This is a genomic window from Desulfuromonas sp. KJ2020 (assembly GCF_024197615.1).
Lineage (GTDB): Bacteria > Desulfobacterota > Desulfuromonadia > Desulfuromonadales > SZUA-540 > SZUA-540.
Genome location: NZ_JAKUKE010000002.1, coordinates 56,671 through 72,311 on the forward strand (window position 1 = coordinate 56,671; position 15,641 = coordinate 72,311).

A 15,641-nucleotide genomic window follows, 5' to 3' on the forward strand; every position below is an offset into this window, starting at 1 on the left:
CCCCTCAGGCCGACACAGGCTCCTGCAACCCTTCCCAACGTTCGTAGGCGTTGGCGATCTCCTCCTGCAGACGGTCGTGCCGGGAAGAGACTTCCAGCCAACGCTCTCTATCCTGGTAGAGATCCGGATCGGCCATGACCTGCTCCAGCTCGCTCAGCTCACTCTCCAGCCTCTCGATGAGCCCTTCGATCTCGCTCAGTTCTCTCTGACGTTTTTTCTCCAGGCGTTGCGCATCCTTGCGCTGTTCGTGCTGGCGCCGGCGTTCGTCCTTATCCACCGGCGCTTCCGCCGCAGCCCCTCCGAGCACCTCGACCCGCTGCTGTGAATGGCTTTGATCCCCCTGCGCCCCCTTGGCACGCAGGAAATCCTCATAGTTCCCCAGGTAGGAGACGGCCTTGCCCTCGGCAACCTCGATCACCCGGCTGGACAGCGAATCGACAAAGTAGCGATCATGGGAGACAAAAACCACCGTCCCCTTGTAGCCCTTGAGAGAGTCGAGAAGGACTTGCTTGGACTGCAGGTCAAGATGGTTGGTCGGCTCGTCGAGCAGCAGCAGATTGGCGGGTCGCAGCAGGAGAATAGCCAGGGCCAGACGGTTGCGTTCACCGCCGGAGAGGACGGAAACGCGCTTGTGGACATCGTCGCCGGTAAAGAGAAAGGAGCCGAGGATGTCCCGCACCCTGGGCACCATGTCAAAAGGAGCGGCGGCGGTAATCTCTTCAAGGACCGTCTTCTGAGGATCGAGAACACGGGCCTGATCCTGGGCGAAGTAGGCCAGCGCCAGATTGTGTCCTTCCTGGCGGGCGCCTTCTTTGGGTGCTTCCACCCCGGCCAGCAGCCGCATCAGGGTGGATTTGCCGGCGCCGTTGGCCCCGACGAGAGCCAGTCGCTCCCCTTTCTCTACGGCCAGATCGACGTGATCGAGCACGGTCAGATCGCCGTAGCGCTGGCTGGCGCCGATCAGTTCGACGGCCAGTCGTCCGCCCTTGGGGGGATCCGGAAACTGAAAGGCGATACGCTTGCGGGCCGGCGGCACCTGGATGCGTTCGATTTTTTCCAGCTGTTTGACGCGGCTCTGCACCAGGGAAGCCTTATTGGCCTGGTAGCGGAAGCGACTGATAAACGCCTCGATCTTAGCCACTTCCTCATCCTGCCGGCGTTTGGCCTCCAGCAGCGCTTCGACGCGGCGTTCCCGCTCCTCGACATAGCGGCTGTAATTGCCGGGGTATTCGGTCAGTTGGCCATTCCAGACCTCGACGATGCGCCCTACCACCTGATCGAGGAAAAAGCGGTCATGGGAGACCAGGACCACCGCAAAGGGGTAGTTGCACAGGTACTCCTCCAGCCAGTCCCGGGCCGGCAGGTCGAGGTGATTGGTCGGTTCGTCCAGCAGCAGCAGGTTGGGGCGCTGCAGCAGCAGTTTGGCCAGGGCGATGCGCATCTGCCAGCCGCCCGAAAAGACCTCGCAGGGCTTCTGCCAGTCTTTTTCGGCAAAACCAAGACCGTGCAGAATCTTGGCGACTTCCGTCTCCATCGTGTAACCGCCCCGCTGCCGAAAGGACTCCTGCAGCGACGCGTAACGGTCGAGATCGGCTGTCGTGCCGGTGGCCGCGATAGCTTTTTCCAGGCGGCCCATCTCCTGTTCCATCTGCAGCAGTTCATCGAGGGCGCTATGCACCTCCTCGAACAGGGAACGGCCGCGATGCTCGAGACCATCCTGGGGAAGGTAGCCGAAGGTGGTGCCCTTGGCGGCTTGCACCTCGCCGCCGTCTGGGGTTACACGCCCCGCCAGAATCTTCAGAAGCGTGGTCTTGCCGGCGCCATTCTCCCCGCAGAGACCGATGCGATCCCCGGGTCGGATATGCCAGTTGATATCGGCGAAAATCCGGTGGCCGCCGAATTCTTTAGTGAGATTTTTTAATTGCAGCATGGTCCTTCTTATAGCACAGGCTTCTTTCTCATGAAACATGGAAAAAACACGGCCGACGCCATGAGGTTCCGCTATCAAAACCCGTTGCCTTCTGGTATAGTTGCGAGGTTTAGCTTAGCGATAGCGGCTTTATCCATCTCGGCCCACGGGCCGTTTGAATAGATCGAGACATAACCCCACCGGAAATCCGCGGAAGCAACTCCGAGCCTGCCCGGCTTCGCTGAGACTCCGCCGGAAACCGGCATCCCCCATTGAAGCGCCCGACCGGGCGCTGGAAGGAATTGACCGATGAGCAAGAAGATGCTGATCAATGCCACCCATCCCGAAGAAAACCGGGTGGCCATTGTGACCGACGGCATCCTTAACGAACTCGACATTGAGGTCGTTGGCAAGGAGCAAACCAAAGGCAATATCTACAAAGGCACCGTGGTGCGGGTCGAACCGGGTCTGCAGGCCGCCTTCGTCGATTACGGCGCCGAGCGCCTGGGCTTTCTGCAGATGGGCGAAATCCACCCGTCCTGCTACAAGGCAGCCCCTGGGGCGCCCGAGCAGAAAGGGCGGCCCCGCATCAATGACATCCTGCAGCGGGGCCAGGAACTGCTGCTGCAGATCGTCAAGGAGGAACGCGGCACCAAAGGCGCTGCCCTGACCACCTTTTTGTCCCTCCCCGGCCGCTACATGGTGCTGATGCCAGAGAGCGACACGAAGGGGATCTCCCGCAAAATCGAAAACGAAGGGGAGCGCAAAAAGCTCAAAGAGACGATGTCCACCCTCGATTTGCCGGCGGACATCGGCTATATCGTGCGGACTGCCGGCATCGGCCAGAGCCGTGAAGAACTGGGCCGAGACCTCGATTACCTGATCCGCCTGTACCGCAACATCGTCAAGCTCAGCGAGAAAGTACGCGCCCCCGCCCTGATTTACCGCGAATCCAACCTGGTTATCCGCTCCATTCGTGACTACTTCAGCAAAGATATGGACGAAGTCCTCATCGACGATGCCAAGGTTTTTCAGGAAGCCAAGGATTTTTTCCAGCAGGTCATGCCCGAACACGCACCTCTGGTCAAACTGCACCAGGAGCGCCGCCCTATCTTCGCCCGCTACCAGATCGAGGAGCAGATCGAAACCATCAGCAAAAACAAGGTGGCGCTGCCCTCGGGCGGCTCCATCGTCATCGACACGACGGAGGCCCTGGTGGCCATCGACGTGAATTCGGGAAAAATGGCCGGCGAACAGGGTGTTGAGTCCACCGCCTACAAGACCAATCTCGAAGCGGCTACGGAGATCGGCCGCCAGCTGCGCCTGCGCGACCTGGGCGGGTTGATCGTCGTCGACTTCATCGACATGCGCGATCGTCAGCATATTCGCGAGGTGGAAAAAAACCTCAAGGACGCCCTGAAAGACGACAAGGCGCGCGTCACCGTCGGCCGCATCAGTTCCCAGTTCGGCCTACTGGAAATGAGCCGCCAGCGCATCAAGGCGGCCCTGGCTGAGGGAACCTACAATACCTGCCCCCATTGTCATGGTACGGGGCGGATCAAGAGTGTCGAGACACAGGCCATCGCCTTTCTGCGCAAGGTGTATGGCGGCATCGCCCGCGGCCAGATCGACCGCATCGAAGGTGAGGTCCCCCTGGAAGTGGCCACCTATCTGCTCAACAGCAAGCGTGAGGAACTTCTTGAACTTGAACGGTCACGCAATGTCTCCATCACCATTAAAGGCAAGCCCGATCTCATCGCCGGCGAAGTGGAGCTGACATTCCAGAAACGGGAAAAAGACAGCCGAGATGATGTCGCCCCTGTCGAATTCAGTGCCTCCCAGGCTCAGACCCTCGCCGGCGAAATGGCCAGCGAAGAGGAAAGCGTGCTGGCCAGAGCGGAAAAACCGGCGGAGCCGGAAAAAGAGGGCAAGAAACGGCGGCGGCGGCGCAAGAAAAAACCGGTAGAAGGCGCCGAGGCAATTATCGAAACAACGGAGGAGCCCCCCCAGGCAGCCGTCGAAGAGGAGGAGTCGGCTCCCGAAGAAGCCGCCAGCCCGGCCACAGAAGCCGAGCCGGCCGCAGCGGAAGCCACTCCGCCCAAAAAACGCCCCCGCCGCAGACGTAAACCCTCTACGGGCAAATCGCCCGCGCAGGAAACGGAGGCCGCCGTGGTCGAACAGCAGACAACGACGACTCCCGAGACCCCGGAACACATTCCTGCCGAGCCGGCACCTCAGCCTGCCTCAACGGGGACTGATCAAATCCAGGCCGGTGAGGGAGCGACCGAAAAAGGTGAGGAGGCCGCCCGCAAAAAACGGCGCCGGCGGGCCGCCAAATCGACGATGCCGGCTGGCGAGGAGCAGAAGGAAAAGACCGGGAAGGCCGAGGCCGATCAGGCAGAGCCGGCCCCCCAGAAATCCTCAGAGCCGTCCGAGGTCAGTAAATCGGACGATAAGGTATCGACGCCAGAGGATGAAACCGCGACCAAACCGACACGAGCCAGGCGGAGCCGAAGCAGCGCCAAAAAACCGGCAGAAACCGCGGAGGAAAAGGCGCCGGCTGCCGGCAAGGAGAAAACGCAGACGGAATCCACCAGCCCAGCCAAGGCGACCGAGGAGAAAAAACCGGCGGCCCGAAGCCGGCGGCGTACCAGCGCCAAAAAGAGTGACACCGTGAAAACCACCGACCAGGACGCCCCACCGGCACCTACGCCAGAGGCCCCCGAACAAAAGACTGCCACCGGCGAGACGGCATCGGATAAATCTGCCGCCAAGCGCCCGACGCGACGGAAGAAACCTGCCGCCGTCAAAAAGGAAGAAAATAGTCCAGAATAGAGAAAAGGCCGGGCAGATCGCCCGGCCTTTATCGTTTAATCACGGGCACGCAGAAAAACCACCAGCGCGCCTTCACCTCCATACTGCCTGGGAGCCCGTCCCCACTCGCTGACCCAGGCGCGCCCTTCCTGCGCCAGGTAGCGCTCCATGTCGTCGCGCAGGATCGGCTCCTTGCCGGAACTCTTTCCCCGCCCGGTAATCACCAGCACCACTTTGCGCTGGTGATACAGAGAATCTTCCAGAAAAAAGCGCACCTTTGTCCGCGCCTCCTCCCGGGTGAGTCCATGCAGATCGAGCGTCGCCTCGGGACGCAGCTTCCCCTTACGCAGCAGCTTCATGCGCCGGGGCGTGGCTTCTGGCGTTTCCTCCTCCGGGTATTCATCGGCAAAGGTCACTTCCATTTTACCCAGCACCTGCAGAAACAGCTCCTGCTCCGTAAGAGGCTCTTCCCGCTGCTCGGCGGAGGGAGGCGTTTCGCCCTGAAGGTCCGCATCCTCGTCCCTGTCCATAGCGGCCGCATCGAACCCAAGGCGGGCCATTTCCAGAGCAAAGAGAGCTTCTGTATCCGCCCTCTCTTCCGCCACAACCGGTTCGGTTGCCGCCTCGGGGGATTCTTTCGGTGGTTTTGTGGCTTCAGAAAACTGTACCCCCTTCAAGGTTTTGAAGGGGGTACAGGTCAAGCCGTTTTCAGATTTTTTGTTGCGGCTCAAAACTAGCGCCTCACGATTTTGCGGCGTCCCTGGATGGCTTTGGTCTGTTGTTTGATCAGGGCGCCGGGCTTTTCGAGGTGGAACTGATACCAGATGTCTCCATAATCCATCATCCGCATCCGCCGCCCTTCTTTCAGGGCTTCCAGATTAGCCTGCAGGGTTTCATTGCCGCCCACTTTCTTGAGTCCCTTTTCCATGATGGAAACCGCCTTCTCCCGCTCTCCGACCTTTTCCAGACAAAAGGCATAGAGATTCCAGAGAAAGGGCTCCTTTTTGGTGCCGCCAACCGCCTTCTCGAAGGTCTCAATCATCTTGGAAGTTTTTTGTTTCTTCATGTAGCAGACGGCCAGCATCCCCATGGCGACCCAGTGACGCACGAAGCCCTTCTGCAGATAGTCGAAAGCCTTGGCGAAGTCCTGCTTGATGTACAGAATCATGCCGATCTGGGCATTGACCTGAGACTTGATATAAAACTGCCACTTCGCATATTTGAAGCCGGACTCAAGAGTTTTAATGGCTTTTTCTGAACGTCCCGCCTGAATATCGCGCTGGGCGATATTCATCAATTCCCCGATCTTTTTCATGATGAAACGGGTAATGAGGAAGAAAGGGATGGTAAAGGCGATGACACCGGCGATCACGGCAATCCAGTAGTCAACCTCGGCAAACAGCGTGAGGGAAGCAGCCACGGCCGTACCGATGAGCATGGAGATGAGAAGATTGTACATAAAACTGGCAATCCTTTCCAGAGGAATGAAAATGGGGAAGTTTAGCAACGGGTCAGCTAAAAGTCAAAAAATATCCGGCGACAGCAAAACCTTCAGCCCCGAAAATCACCTCTGACCATCAGGGTCAGGCTGTCACCGGGTCGCAAAACGTGCTCCTGGGACAGATTGTTCCAGTCCATGATCTGATGCGTCCCCACATCAAACTGCCTGCCGATCCCCCAGAGGGTATCGCCGGACTTGACACGATAGACGATCTTGCGCACCGGGCCGGTCTTTTTGGCGGCAGTCTTGTCGGGCTTGGCCGAGGTGGCGCTGACGATGAGGGTCTGGCCGGGGCGGATGACATTGCTCCAGCCCAGGCGATTCCACACCCGCAACTCTTTTTCCCTCACCCCGAACCGACGGGCCACGCTCCAGAGGCTATCACCTTTACGAACGGTATAGGTCGCTCTTTTGCTGCGCACATAATCGTCGGAAAGTTCATTGATGGGCCGGTGGGTAAACCCCTTCTTGAGCGGCAGGATAAGATCCATACCCACCCTGAGGGCACGGGGATTCTTGATATTGTTCAGGGCGATGATGTCATCGACGCGAATGCCGTGTGTTTTGGCCAGAGCGAGCAGCGTATCGCCCTGCCGGATGCGGTGGCGGGCATAATTGGCGCGCTCGTCGGCAGGAATGACGGCGTACTTTTCGGTAAAGGCCCCCAGGGTACCCACCGGGACCCGCAGAGCGTAATCCTTCTCGCCCGGGGGAGTAGACCAGCGCTTCAACTCGGGGTTCAGGGCTTTAATCTCATCATAGGGGACGCCGCAAAGATCGGCGACAATCTCCAGATCCGTGGCACTGGGAATGCGAGCCACCTCGAAATCGAGGGGCTGCTCGTATTCCAGGTCGGTAAAGCCGTACTTTTCCGGCTCCTTGGCGATCAGCGTCACCGCCAGCAACTTGGGCACGTAATTCTTGGTTTCGTTCTGCAGATAGGAACCGTGGCTGAGCTCCCAGAAATCCCGGGTGTTGTATTTACGGATGGCCTGACGCAATTTGCCGCCACCCGCATTGTAGGAAGCGATGGCAAGATACCAGTCACCGTCGAATTGGCGATGCAGATCCCTGAGAAAACGCGCCGCCGCCCGGGTCGATTTTTCAAAATCGCGACGTTCGTCGCGCCACCAGTCGTTCCGGAGACCGAAAATCTTGCCGGTACTCTCGATAAACTGCCAGGGCCCGGCCGCATGGGCCCAGCTGTAAGCGCGATTATTGAAACCCGATTCGATCATAGCCAGGTAGGTCAGGTCCTGCGGCAGCCCTTCTTCGGCAAAAATCTGCCGCATCATAGGAAGATAGCGACCCGAGCGCTCGAGCCAGCGCCGGAATGCGGTCGGACTGCGCCGGGCGTAATAGTCGATGAAATACTGGACCTTTTCATTTTCCACTACCGGAAAATCAAAAGTAACCTCAGCGGGAACGACATTAACCCCTTCATCATCGGGCGGCGTCTGCTCATCGGAAAGGAGCAGCAGTTCATCGTCATCGGGCAAGACGAGAGGATCGAGAGAGGAGAGGTCCACATCGGCATCGAGAAGGGAATAATAGGCCATGGCCTGGTCGGAGTGGACCAGCAGGGATAAGTGTTCGCTGAGTCGATTTTCGCTGGCGGCGCTTTCTTCAGGGACGGAAGAGCCAGAACCCGCCCCCCCCAAAAACGTCGGCGTGCACCCTGCGAGCAAGAGAAACAGGGCGATAGCCCCCGGTATTTTCATAACAACCTCCCGTTTTCCGAAGGCCAAAACTACATGGAAACCCCTTGTGTGTCAAGGAGTTCCGCCCGAGTCGGGCCAGAAACGTCGTTCCAGTTCATGCAGCAGCGGCATGAAAGTGGCGCGGTCACGGGCACTGACCGGGATAGCCTCAAAGCGGCGACACAGGGGTGGGACCTCTTCTTCTGGAACCAGGTCGATTTTGTTGAAAACCAGCAGGCGGGGGATGCGGTGCAGCTCCAGGTCGGTCAGAATTTTTTCAACGGCGGCCATCTGCTCTTCGAAACGCGGATTGGAAAGGTCGACCACATGCAGCAGCAGGTCGGCATCTTCCAGCTCTTCCAGTGTAGCCTTGAAGGCCCCCATCAGGCTCTTGGGCAGATGGCGGATAAAGCCGACGGTGTCGGTGATAATGACCTCGCGTTCCATGGGAAAGCGCAGCCGCCGCGTTGCCGTGTCAAGGGTGGCAAACAGAAGGTCTTCCGTCAGCACCTGGCTCTGGGTGAGCGCATTGAGCAGAGTGGATTTGCCGGCATTGGTGTAACCGACGATCGAAACGATGGGGACATCGGTGCGAATCCGCCGCTGCCGCCGCTGCCGCCGCCCTTTTTCCAGATTCTGCAGCTGCTTTTCGAGGCGGGAGATGCGATCGCGGATGCGCCGTCGATCGATTTCCAGCTTGGTTTCCCCGGGGCCACGACCACCGATGCCGCCCATCAAACGGGAGAAGGCGGTGCCTTTGCCGGTGAGGCGGGGCAGGATATATTTGAGCTGGGCCAGTTCAACCTGCACCTTGCCGTCGAGGGTATGGGCGCGGCGGGCGAAGATGTCGAGGATGAGCTGCGAACGGTCGACAACCTTGAGATCGGTGATGGCCGACAGGGAACGCACCTGGGTCGGGCTGAGATCCTGATCGAAGACCAGCAGGGTGGCTCCCTGCTGCAAGGCGGCGATAACCACTTCCTTGATTTTCCCCTCGCCCATCAGGTATTTGGGATTGAGCTGCCGCGGACGCTGCATGACCCGGTCGACGACCAGCACATCGGCCGTGCGAGCCAGTTCAGCCAGTTCATCAAGGGAATCCTCCACCTGCTGGCGTCCCTGCTGGCTTACCGAGATCAGAATGGCCTTCTCCCGGGTGTCGGCCAGATCGATGGTTTCGGCCATCTTCCGCTCCAACTCCTCATCAAGAGAACGGAAAAAGGTCGCTGCCTCCAGGTCCAGGGCGTAGATGGACGGGGCGCTCAGAACTTCGACGCTTTTGCCTTCCGGATTGGGGGGCAGCAGATGGGCGTAGTGAACCTTGCCGGGAAGCCCCTGCTGTCCCACGGTCAGCACCATCATCAGGTCGAGGCGCAGCAGGGCCAGGTCGGTGAGATCGTCCTGGGAGAGGGGTTCTCCCTTAAGGTGGGTGTGGATGCAGCGCAGGCCCCGCAGACCGCTGCGCCCCAAGGCATAGGAGGACAGATCAGGAATGACGATTTCCCGGTCGTCCCCGACGATGACATACCGCACCGTCCCCTGCCGGTCGACAATAATCCCGAGCTGCCTGCCGATCTCGAAGGAGCGTTCCGTCAGATAGCGGGCCAGTTCGGCGGTGACGACCTCACCGACAGGCACCCGCCGATTGGCGATCCGTTCAAGAGCTTTGAGCTGGCTGGGTTTGAGCCCCGTGACATTACCGTGGATCAACCGGTGGTCCCCCTAAAAGAAAAGGGCCCTTGCGGGCCCTTGTAAACTTTCAACAAGACCCGCTTTCTCAGGCGGGCACGACGGTACTGAAGCCGCCATCGACGAAATGGACTTCGCCGGTCACGCCGCTGGAGAGATCGGAAACCATGTAAACGACGGACTTGCCTACATCCTGCTGGTCAACAGCCCGGCGCAGAGGCGCGTACTGATCCATCAGCTTGAGTTTCTCGCGCAGACCGCCAACACCCGAGGCAGCCAACGTCTTGATGGGGCCGGCCGACACGGCGTTGACCCGGATCTTCTTCTCGCCAAGTTCGGCGGCCAGGTAACGCACCGAGGCCTCCAGGGCCGCCTTGGCCACGCCCATGACATTGTAGTTGGGCACGGCGCGGGTGGCGCCCAGATAGGTCAGAGTAACAACGCTGCCGCCGTTGTTCATGAGGGGTACCGCATAGCGGGTGACGGCCACCAGAGAGTAGGCGCTGATATCCATGGCCAGCTTGAAACCTTCGCGACTCGTTTCGCTGAAGGGACGCTTGAGGTCGTCCTTGTTGGCGAAGGCGACGGAATGCACGACAAAGTCGATATCCCCCCAGACTTCTTTTACCTTGGCGAAAACCGCTTCGATGTCCTCATCACGCCCAACATCACAGGGGAGGATCAGATCGGACCCCAGGCTTTCGGCCAGGGGGCGAACCCGCTTTTCCAGCGCTTCATTGAGATAGGTGAAAGCCAGGGTGGCGCCGGCTTCCTTAAGTTGCTGGGCCGCTCCCCAAGCGATGCTCATATCGTTGGCGACACCAAAAATAATGCCGCGTTTTCCCGTCATCAAACCCATATCGTTTCGTCCTCCATGATATTCTCAACCACTTAACGCAAGTGGTTTTTATTAGCAGATAGGTGAAGATAAAGCAAGAAGTTTAGCCGCGTCGGCATTTCCCCGGCCGCCTGCTTACTGCCCCTTGATAAGCTTCAGCAGATCATCGGCCTTCTTGTAGCCGGGAGCCACCAGTCCGTCAGGCAGAACCAGGGTGGGGGTCGAACGGATACCCAACTGCGGGGCCAGGGCAATGGTCTGATCCACCACATCCGTATCACAGAGTGGAACGGGCACCGGTTTGCCGGCGAAGCTGTCCTCCAGCATCTCCAGCGAGCCGGCACAGATGATGCTCTGGGAGATTCCGTAGGCCTTGGGGTGCATCTTGAGGGGGAACAATTTGATCAGAAAAGCGATATCCGGATCGCGACGCACCACTTCCTGAAGTTCGACGTGCAGCTTTTTGCAGTAGGGGCATTCGGGATCGGTAAAGACAATGACGCGGGTCGACGCCTGGGGATTCCCCAGGACGAGGGCATCCTGCAAAGGAATGCGGCCGACATCAATGCGGTTGAGTTCCGCCTCGCGCTGGCTGGTCAGGTTTTTGCCGTCCTTCAGGCGGATGACGTTTCCCGCGACCACGTAGCTCTTGGAAAAATCAACGTAAAGCGGAAAGCGCTTGCCCTGCTTTTCGGCTTCCACCAGCCACAGGCCGGGAACCTCGGCAAAGTCAACCCGCAACACCTTGTCCACGCCATCCTTGAGCAGTTCACCGGCTTCTTGCTGTGAGAGGCTGTGGCATTGGCGGCATTCCCCTGCCCCACAGCCATCCTTCTGAAAAGCCAGGGCATTGAGATTGAAAAGACCCATGAACAGTATGGTAAAAAACAGTTTTTTCATTTGTCGTCCTTTCCGCTCTTATTCTCTGTCGACGATTTCGTCGCGACGCTCTGAAATGAACACGAAAAATCTGCCAGCAAGAATAATACGCTTGGGCACTTTTCGCAACCACCAAGCCAACGGCCCCCGTCACAACGTTGACTTTTGCCCTGAGGTGGACGAGAATCACCATCCGGTCGCGCACTCACCAGACGGCCGAACTTCACCAGAGAGCTATTGCCATGTCAAACTCGACCCTTATCGGCATCGCCTTGGCGTTGGCCATGGATGCCTTTGCCGTCGCCCTCGGTGCGGGGCTGACCCTTGAGCGCCTCACCGGTCGCCATCTTTTTCGCCTCGGCTTCCACTTTGGCCTCTTCCAGGCCCTCATGCCCATCCTCGGCTGGCTGGCCGGCCTGACGGTGCAGCAGTGGATAACGGCTTACGACCACTGGCTGGCTTTCGCCCTGCTCGCTTTCGTCGGCGGCAAAATGATCCGGGAGGCGTTCCATGCCGAGGAAGAGCGGGACAACAGAGACCCGACCCGCGGCATGACCCTGGTCATGCTTTCCCTGGCCACCAGCATCGATGCCTTGGCCGTGGGGCTGACCCTGGCGATGATCGGGGTGAGCATCTGGATTCCGGCCGCAGTGATCGGGATCGTTGCCGGCGCCCTGACCGTAGCCGGCATGTTTCTGGGGCGCCGCATCGGCACCCTGTGGGGGCCACGGGTGGAAATCCTGGGAGGACTGATCCTCATCGGCATTGGCGCCAGAATCCTGCTGGAACATACCCTCTGGGCCGCCTGACGGCACCATCAAAAAAAGGGGCCCCATGGGACCCCTGTATCCTGTCTGTTCCAGCCTGACCAGCATGCCGGTCAGGCCCGGATAACTTCGACCATATAGCCATCCGGATCGGCCAGAAAGTAAAACCTCCCCACGGCATCGCCCAGCCCTTTGATCGGCCGCGGGTTGAGACCCAGCTCCTCGTGACGCCGGTGTGAGGTTTCGAGGTCTTTGACGGCAAGCGCGATGTGGGAGTAGCCGTCCCCAACCTCATAAGGCTTGTCGCGATCATGGTTGTGGGTCAGTTCCAGCTCAAAGGACTGCCCGGGAGCGCGCATGTAGCAAAGAGTGAAACCCTGCTCGTCAAAATCGAGGCGCCGGGACACTTCGAAGCCAAAGGCTTCCCGATAAAATTTTTCCGAAGCCGCCAGGTTGAATACCCGCAGGCAGACGTGAATCATCTGATAATCCATTCCTTCCTCCTTTGACAAGTCTCTTTGCCGCTCAGGGCGCGCACGCCCCCTGCTCATCCAGCATATCGCCAACAAGCAGGAGGATAACGAATTCCCGCACACGTGTCGAGACCTCCGCAGAAACAGGATCAAAAACGATCGCCATGGAGGGACCATCGCCACCCCCGGCTTGCTCCTGCTGCACATAACTCACCCGGCCACTCAGCGTCAATGGCCCGCCCGTCGGCAGAGAGAGGACAACCTCCACGGTGGTTCCCACCGGCAGAGGTGGATTCTGCTGCACACAGACGCCGCCTTCCGACAGGGTGACGCCAGGGCATTGGAGCGTTCGGCCAGCGGCCCGCACCACCACGGTATCCATGAAGGGGGCGCGGAGGCGCTTACGTCCGCCCGTGTCCCGGACCTGAACGAGTTGCAGGGTTGAATGCAACTCCTCGACCAGCAAAGGTTTCATGAGAAAGCTGCAGGGGCCATAATCCTGGCATTGCTTATAGATACCCATATCGGCCTTTTCCGACACCAGCACCACGGGGACCCGCGAAAGCTGGCCGGCCTCCTTGAGCGCCTTGAGAGAGGACAGGCCGCCAGGTTCGGGGAGGTCGACGTCGACCAGGATGATATCGGGGAGCATGACATTCACCGCATCCAAAAGTTCAGCGCCACTCGTAACCGGCAGAACTTTGAAATCCATGCGATCGAGAAGAGTAGCGACCTGCGCAAGAAAATCCTCGTCTCTATCGGCGACCAGCACCGTGGGTTTCTGATTCATGGGTTCCCTCCCCTTAACGCCGGCAGATGTCGTGCCGGACAATTGAAGATCATGAGTCTATCGCGTCTTACCGGATATGGCATTTATATAACACGAAAACGAGCGCCCAAAAAAGCCTTTTATGACCATTCTGATCTTCATTTCGAAAAGTCCGGGCGAACTACGCAAAAAAAGCCATCAGCAGGTATCTTCCCGCCACCCAATGCGCGGCACGAAAGAGTGGGGGATATCGGCCATGTGCGCGGCGCCAGCGGCCTGTAACCGCTGCAGAAAGCGCTCGGAGTCCCGCAGCAGGGTCTGCACATCGAGGCGGCGACAGACTGGAGCAAAAGGGTGCAGGTAGCCGATCCCCCCCTTGAGCAGGGCACAAGCCCCGCCAAAATTGCCCTTCTGCCAGTGCAGCAGCCCGATGCCGATCTGCAAAATCCCCTTGTACAGATCCCGCATCGGCCCGGCTTCATCTTTCCACAGATCCTCCAGGGTTTCGTGGCATACAAAGTAGCGGCCCTCATTGAACTGGCGAACAGCAGCGGAAAGGGCCTCGCAGGGAAAGGTGTCGCAGTCGGTCGGATTATCCATTTGGCTCACCGCCGGTTGATCAGGGCGATCTGTTCGTTCAGGGTCCAGTAGTCGTAAATGTAGCCAAGGCCGAAAAGCCCACCGGTCAACAGATAGACAATACCGGTAATCCACTTGCCCATATACATGCGATGCACACCAAAGAGGCCTAGAAAGGTCAGCAGAATCCAGGTCAGATTGTAGTCAATGGGGCCGGGAGAAAACCGCAGCTCGGCCTGACGGTCCATGGCCGGGATGAGAAAAAGGTCGATAAGCCAACCGATGCCAAGCAGGCCAAGCGTAAAGAAATAGATTGTTCCTGTGATGGGCTTGCCGTAGTAAAAACGGTGAGAGCCGGTAAAACCGAAAAGCCAGAGGATATACCCTATGGCCTTGCTGTGTGAACCTTCCTCGATAGCCATGGCCGCAGCCTCCTTTCACCAAAAACCGTCTTTCATGGCAAAATAAGAACGCCCGCCCCGTCGGGAACCAGGCGCCAGATTTCTTCGATCTCTTCATTGGTAACGGCGATGCACCCTTCGGTCCAGTCCGCCAGAAAATGCTGCCGACCAAGCCAGGCAAAGCGATCGCCCAGCCCGTGAATCATGATATCGCTGCCGGGAGAAACGCCCATTTTATGGGCTCTGCGCAGATCACGCGTATTGGGATAGGAAATGCGCAGCGCCCGGTGAAAGCGGCTCTGTTCATTGCGGGAAGCAATGCGGTAGCGTCCTTCCGGCGTGCGCAGGTCGCCCTGGCGCACTTTGGGGCCGACAGGTTTGCCTCCGAGGGAAATGCGGTAACTCTTGATGCGCTCACCGTCCCGATAGAGTGTCAAAAGTCTGGCCGCCTTTTCGACCAGAATGGTGTCGGCGCGGATTCCCTCCGGCAAGGGGATATGCCCCTGCATGGCGAACACCGGCGCGGCGATCAGCAGCAAGAGCAACATCGTTATCAGCATCACCAGGGTCTTGCGTACAGGCATGATCTTGATTCTCCGAGACAGGTGGAATCCGGTCGGCGCTGTTTGGGGGTGTCGGGCATTTGACCCAAAAAGAGACGAAAATCCGGGTTTCGGAATTTTTCTGCAAAGAAAATGCCCGGATTAAAACCTAGGGCGAAATCAGATCGCAGACCTCCGCCCGCCTGCCGCGGGTGATCTCCTGCAGCTGCGCCAGGGTCACCGGCACGGCGGAATGGGAGTTGCCGGCAGCAGCATAGACCCGCTCAAAGCGCGCCAGGGATTCATCCAGCAGCACCGGCAATTGAGGCGACAGCAAAAAGGGGCAGACCCCGCCTGGCGCATAGCCGGTGTGGCGAATGACCTCGTCGGCCTCAGGCAGGCGCACCTTCCCCGACAGTCCCATGGCTTTCTTGAGCTTCGAACTCTTCACCTTGGTATCACCGCAGGTCACCACCAGCACGGGATTCTCCCCCACCAGCAAAAGGACGCTCTTGGCAATCTGGGCCGGCTGGCAACCAACCGCCGCCGCGGCAGTTTCGCAGGTCGGCGTCGGTTCGGCAAACTCCCGCACTTCTATCCCTTGTGGAACTAAAAAAGCTTTCACATCATCGATCGTCGGCATAAAACTCCTCCAGGCAGACCGATTTCTCGCCCGCTCCTTTCAGTCGCTAGAGCACACAGAGAACGCAGAGATAGACAAATTTTTTATGGTTTTCTCTGTGTTCTCTGTGTGCTCAAGAGAGCAAAGCGAACGGGCGC

At 58.8% G+C, this 15,641-nt stretch carries 15 protein-coding genes; 2 read left to right on the forward strand and 13 right to left on the reverse strand.

Features of this window, described 5'->3' with window-relative positions; all coding sequences use genetic code 11:
* Positions 1-4: 4 nt before the first annotated feature.
* The gene (locus tag MJO47_RS07920) at positions 5-1,930 is read right to left on the reverse strand and encodes an ABC-F family ATP-binding cassette domain-containing protein (RefSeq protein WP_253960605.1); all 1,926 of its coding nucleotides are present in this window, start codon (positions 1,928-1,930) and stop codon (positions 5-7) included.
* A gap of 288 nt (positions 1,931-2,218) precedes the next feature.
* Here MJO47_RS07920 and MJO47_RS07925 point away from each other — a divergent pair, with 288 nt between their 5' ends.
* A complete protein-coding gene (locus MJO47_RS07925; protein ID WP_253960606.1) occupies positions 2,219-4,744 on the forward strand; it encodes an Rne/Rng family ribonuclease in 2,526 nt (841 codons plus the stop codon).
* A gap of 35 nt (positions 4,745-4,779) precedes the next feature.
* Here MJO47_RS07925 and MJO47_RS07930 read toward each other — a convergent pair whose 3' ends face one another.
* The 6 genes from MJO47_RS07930 to MJO47_RS07955 form a co-directional block, all read right to left on the reverse strand.
* Positions 4,780-5,454: a Smr/MutS family protein gene (locus MJO47_RS07930; protein WP_253960607.1), complete on the reverse strand. Its 675-nt coding sequence runs from the start codon at positions 5,452-5,454 to the stop codon at positions 4,780-4,782.
* Positions 5,455-5,456: 2 nt separating this feature from the next.
* Positions 5,457-6,182 carry a M48 family metallopeptidase gene (locus MJO47_RS07935; protein ID WP_253960608.1) on the reverse strand — a complete coding sequence of 242 codons (726 nt, stop codon included), beginning with the start codon at positions 6,180-6,182 and terminating at the stop codon, positions 5,457-5,459.
* A gap of 92 nt (positions 6,183-6,274) precedes the next feature.
* Positions 6,275-7,945 (reverse strand): LysM peptidoglycan-binding domain-containing protein, encoded by a 1,671-nt coding sequence (locus MJO47_RS07940; RefSeq protein ID WP_253960609.1) that lies wholly within the window; start codon positions 7,943-7,945, stop codon positions 6,275-6,277.
* 51 nt (positions 7,946-7,996) lie between these two features.
* Complete coding sequence (gene hflX, locus MJO47_RS07945) at positions 7,997-9,634, reverse strand: GTPase HflX (protein WP_253960610.1); 1,638 nt, start codon at positions 9,632-9,634, stop codon at positions 7,997-7,999.
* A gap of 67 nt (positions 9,635-9,701) precedes the next feature.
* The gene (locus MJO47_RS07950) at positions 9,702-10,472 is read right to left on the reverse strand and encodes an enoyl-ACP reductase (RefSeq protein ID WP_253960611.1); all 771 of its coding nucleotides are present in this window, start codon (positions 10,470-10,472) and stop codon (positions 9,702-9,704) included.
* Positions 10,473-10,586: 114 nt separating this feature from the next.
* Positions 10,587-11,351 carry a DsbC family protein gene (locus MJO47_RS07955; protein WP_253960612.1) on the reverse strand — a complete coding sequence of 255 codons (765 nt, stop codon included), beginning with the start codon at positions 11,349-11,351 and terminating at the stop codon, positions 10,587-10,589.
* Positions 11,352-11,572: 221 nt separating this feature from the next.
* Between MJO47_RS07955 and MJO47_RS07960 the strand changes: the two genes are divergently transcribed.
* The gene (locus MJO47_RS07960) at positions 11,573-12,139 is read left to right on the forward strand and encodes a manganese efflux pump MntP family protein (protein WP_253960613.1); all 567 of its coding nucleotides are present in this window, start codon (positions 11,573-11,575) and stop codon (positions 12,137-12,139) included.
* A 71-nt stretch (positions 12,140-12,210) separates the two neighbouring features.
* Here the strand turns inward: MJO47_RS07960 and MJO47_RS07965 are convergent, their stop codons facing one another.
* From MJO47_RS07965 to MJO47_RS07990, 6 genes are all read right to left on the reverse strand, one after another.
* The gene (locus MJO47_RS07965; RefSeq protein ID WP_253960614.1) at positions 12,211-12,591 is read right to left on the reverse strand and encodes a VOC family protein; all 381 of its coding nucleotides are present in this window, start codon (positions 12,589-12,591) and stop codon (positions 12,211-12,213) included.
* A gap of 31 nt (positions 12,592-12,622) precedes the next feature.
* Positions 12,623-13,360, reverse strand: coding sequence for a response regulator (locus tag MJO47_RS07970; protein WP_253960615.1), 738 nt, complete (start codon positions 13,358-13,360; stop codon positions 12,623-12,625).
* Positions 13,361-13,537: 177 nt separating this feature from the next.
* Entirely contained in the window at positions 13,538-13,939 is a 402-nt protein-coding gene (locus tag MJO47_RS07975; RefSeq protein ID WP_253960616.1) for a DUF309 domain-containing protein, read from the reverse strand.
* A gap of 5 nt (positions 13,940-13,944) precedes the next feature.
* On the reverse strand, positions 13,945-14,340 hold the full coding sequence (locus MJO47_RS07980; RefSeq protein ID WP_253960617.1) for a TM2 domain-containing protein: 396 nt from the start codon (positions 14,338-14,340) through the stop codon (positions 13,945-13,947).
* A 32-nt stretch (positions 14,341-14,372) separates the two neighbouring features.
* The gene (locus tag MJO47_RS07985) at positions 14,373-14,903 is read right to left on the reverse strand and encodes a murein L,D-transpeptidase family protein (RefSeq protein WP_253960618.1); all 531 of its coding nucleotides are present in this window, start codon (positions 14,901-14,903) and stop codon (positions 14,373-14,375) included.
* Positions 14,904-15,030: 127 nt separating this feature from the next.
* A complete protein-coding gene (locus MJO47_RS07990) occupies positions 15,031-15,504 on the reverse strand; it encodes a YbaK/EbsC family protein (RefSeq protein WP_253960619.1) in 474 nt (157 codons plus the stop codon).
* Positions 15,505-15,641 lie beyond the last annotated feature (137 nt).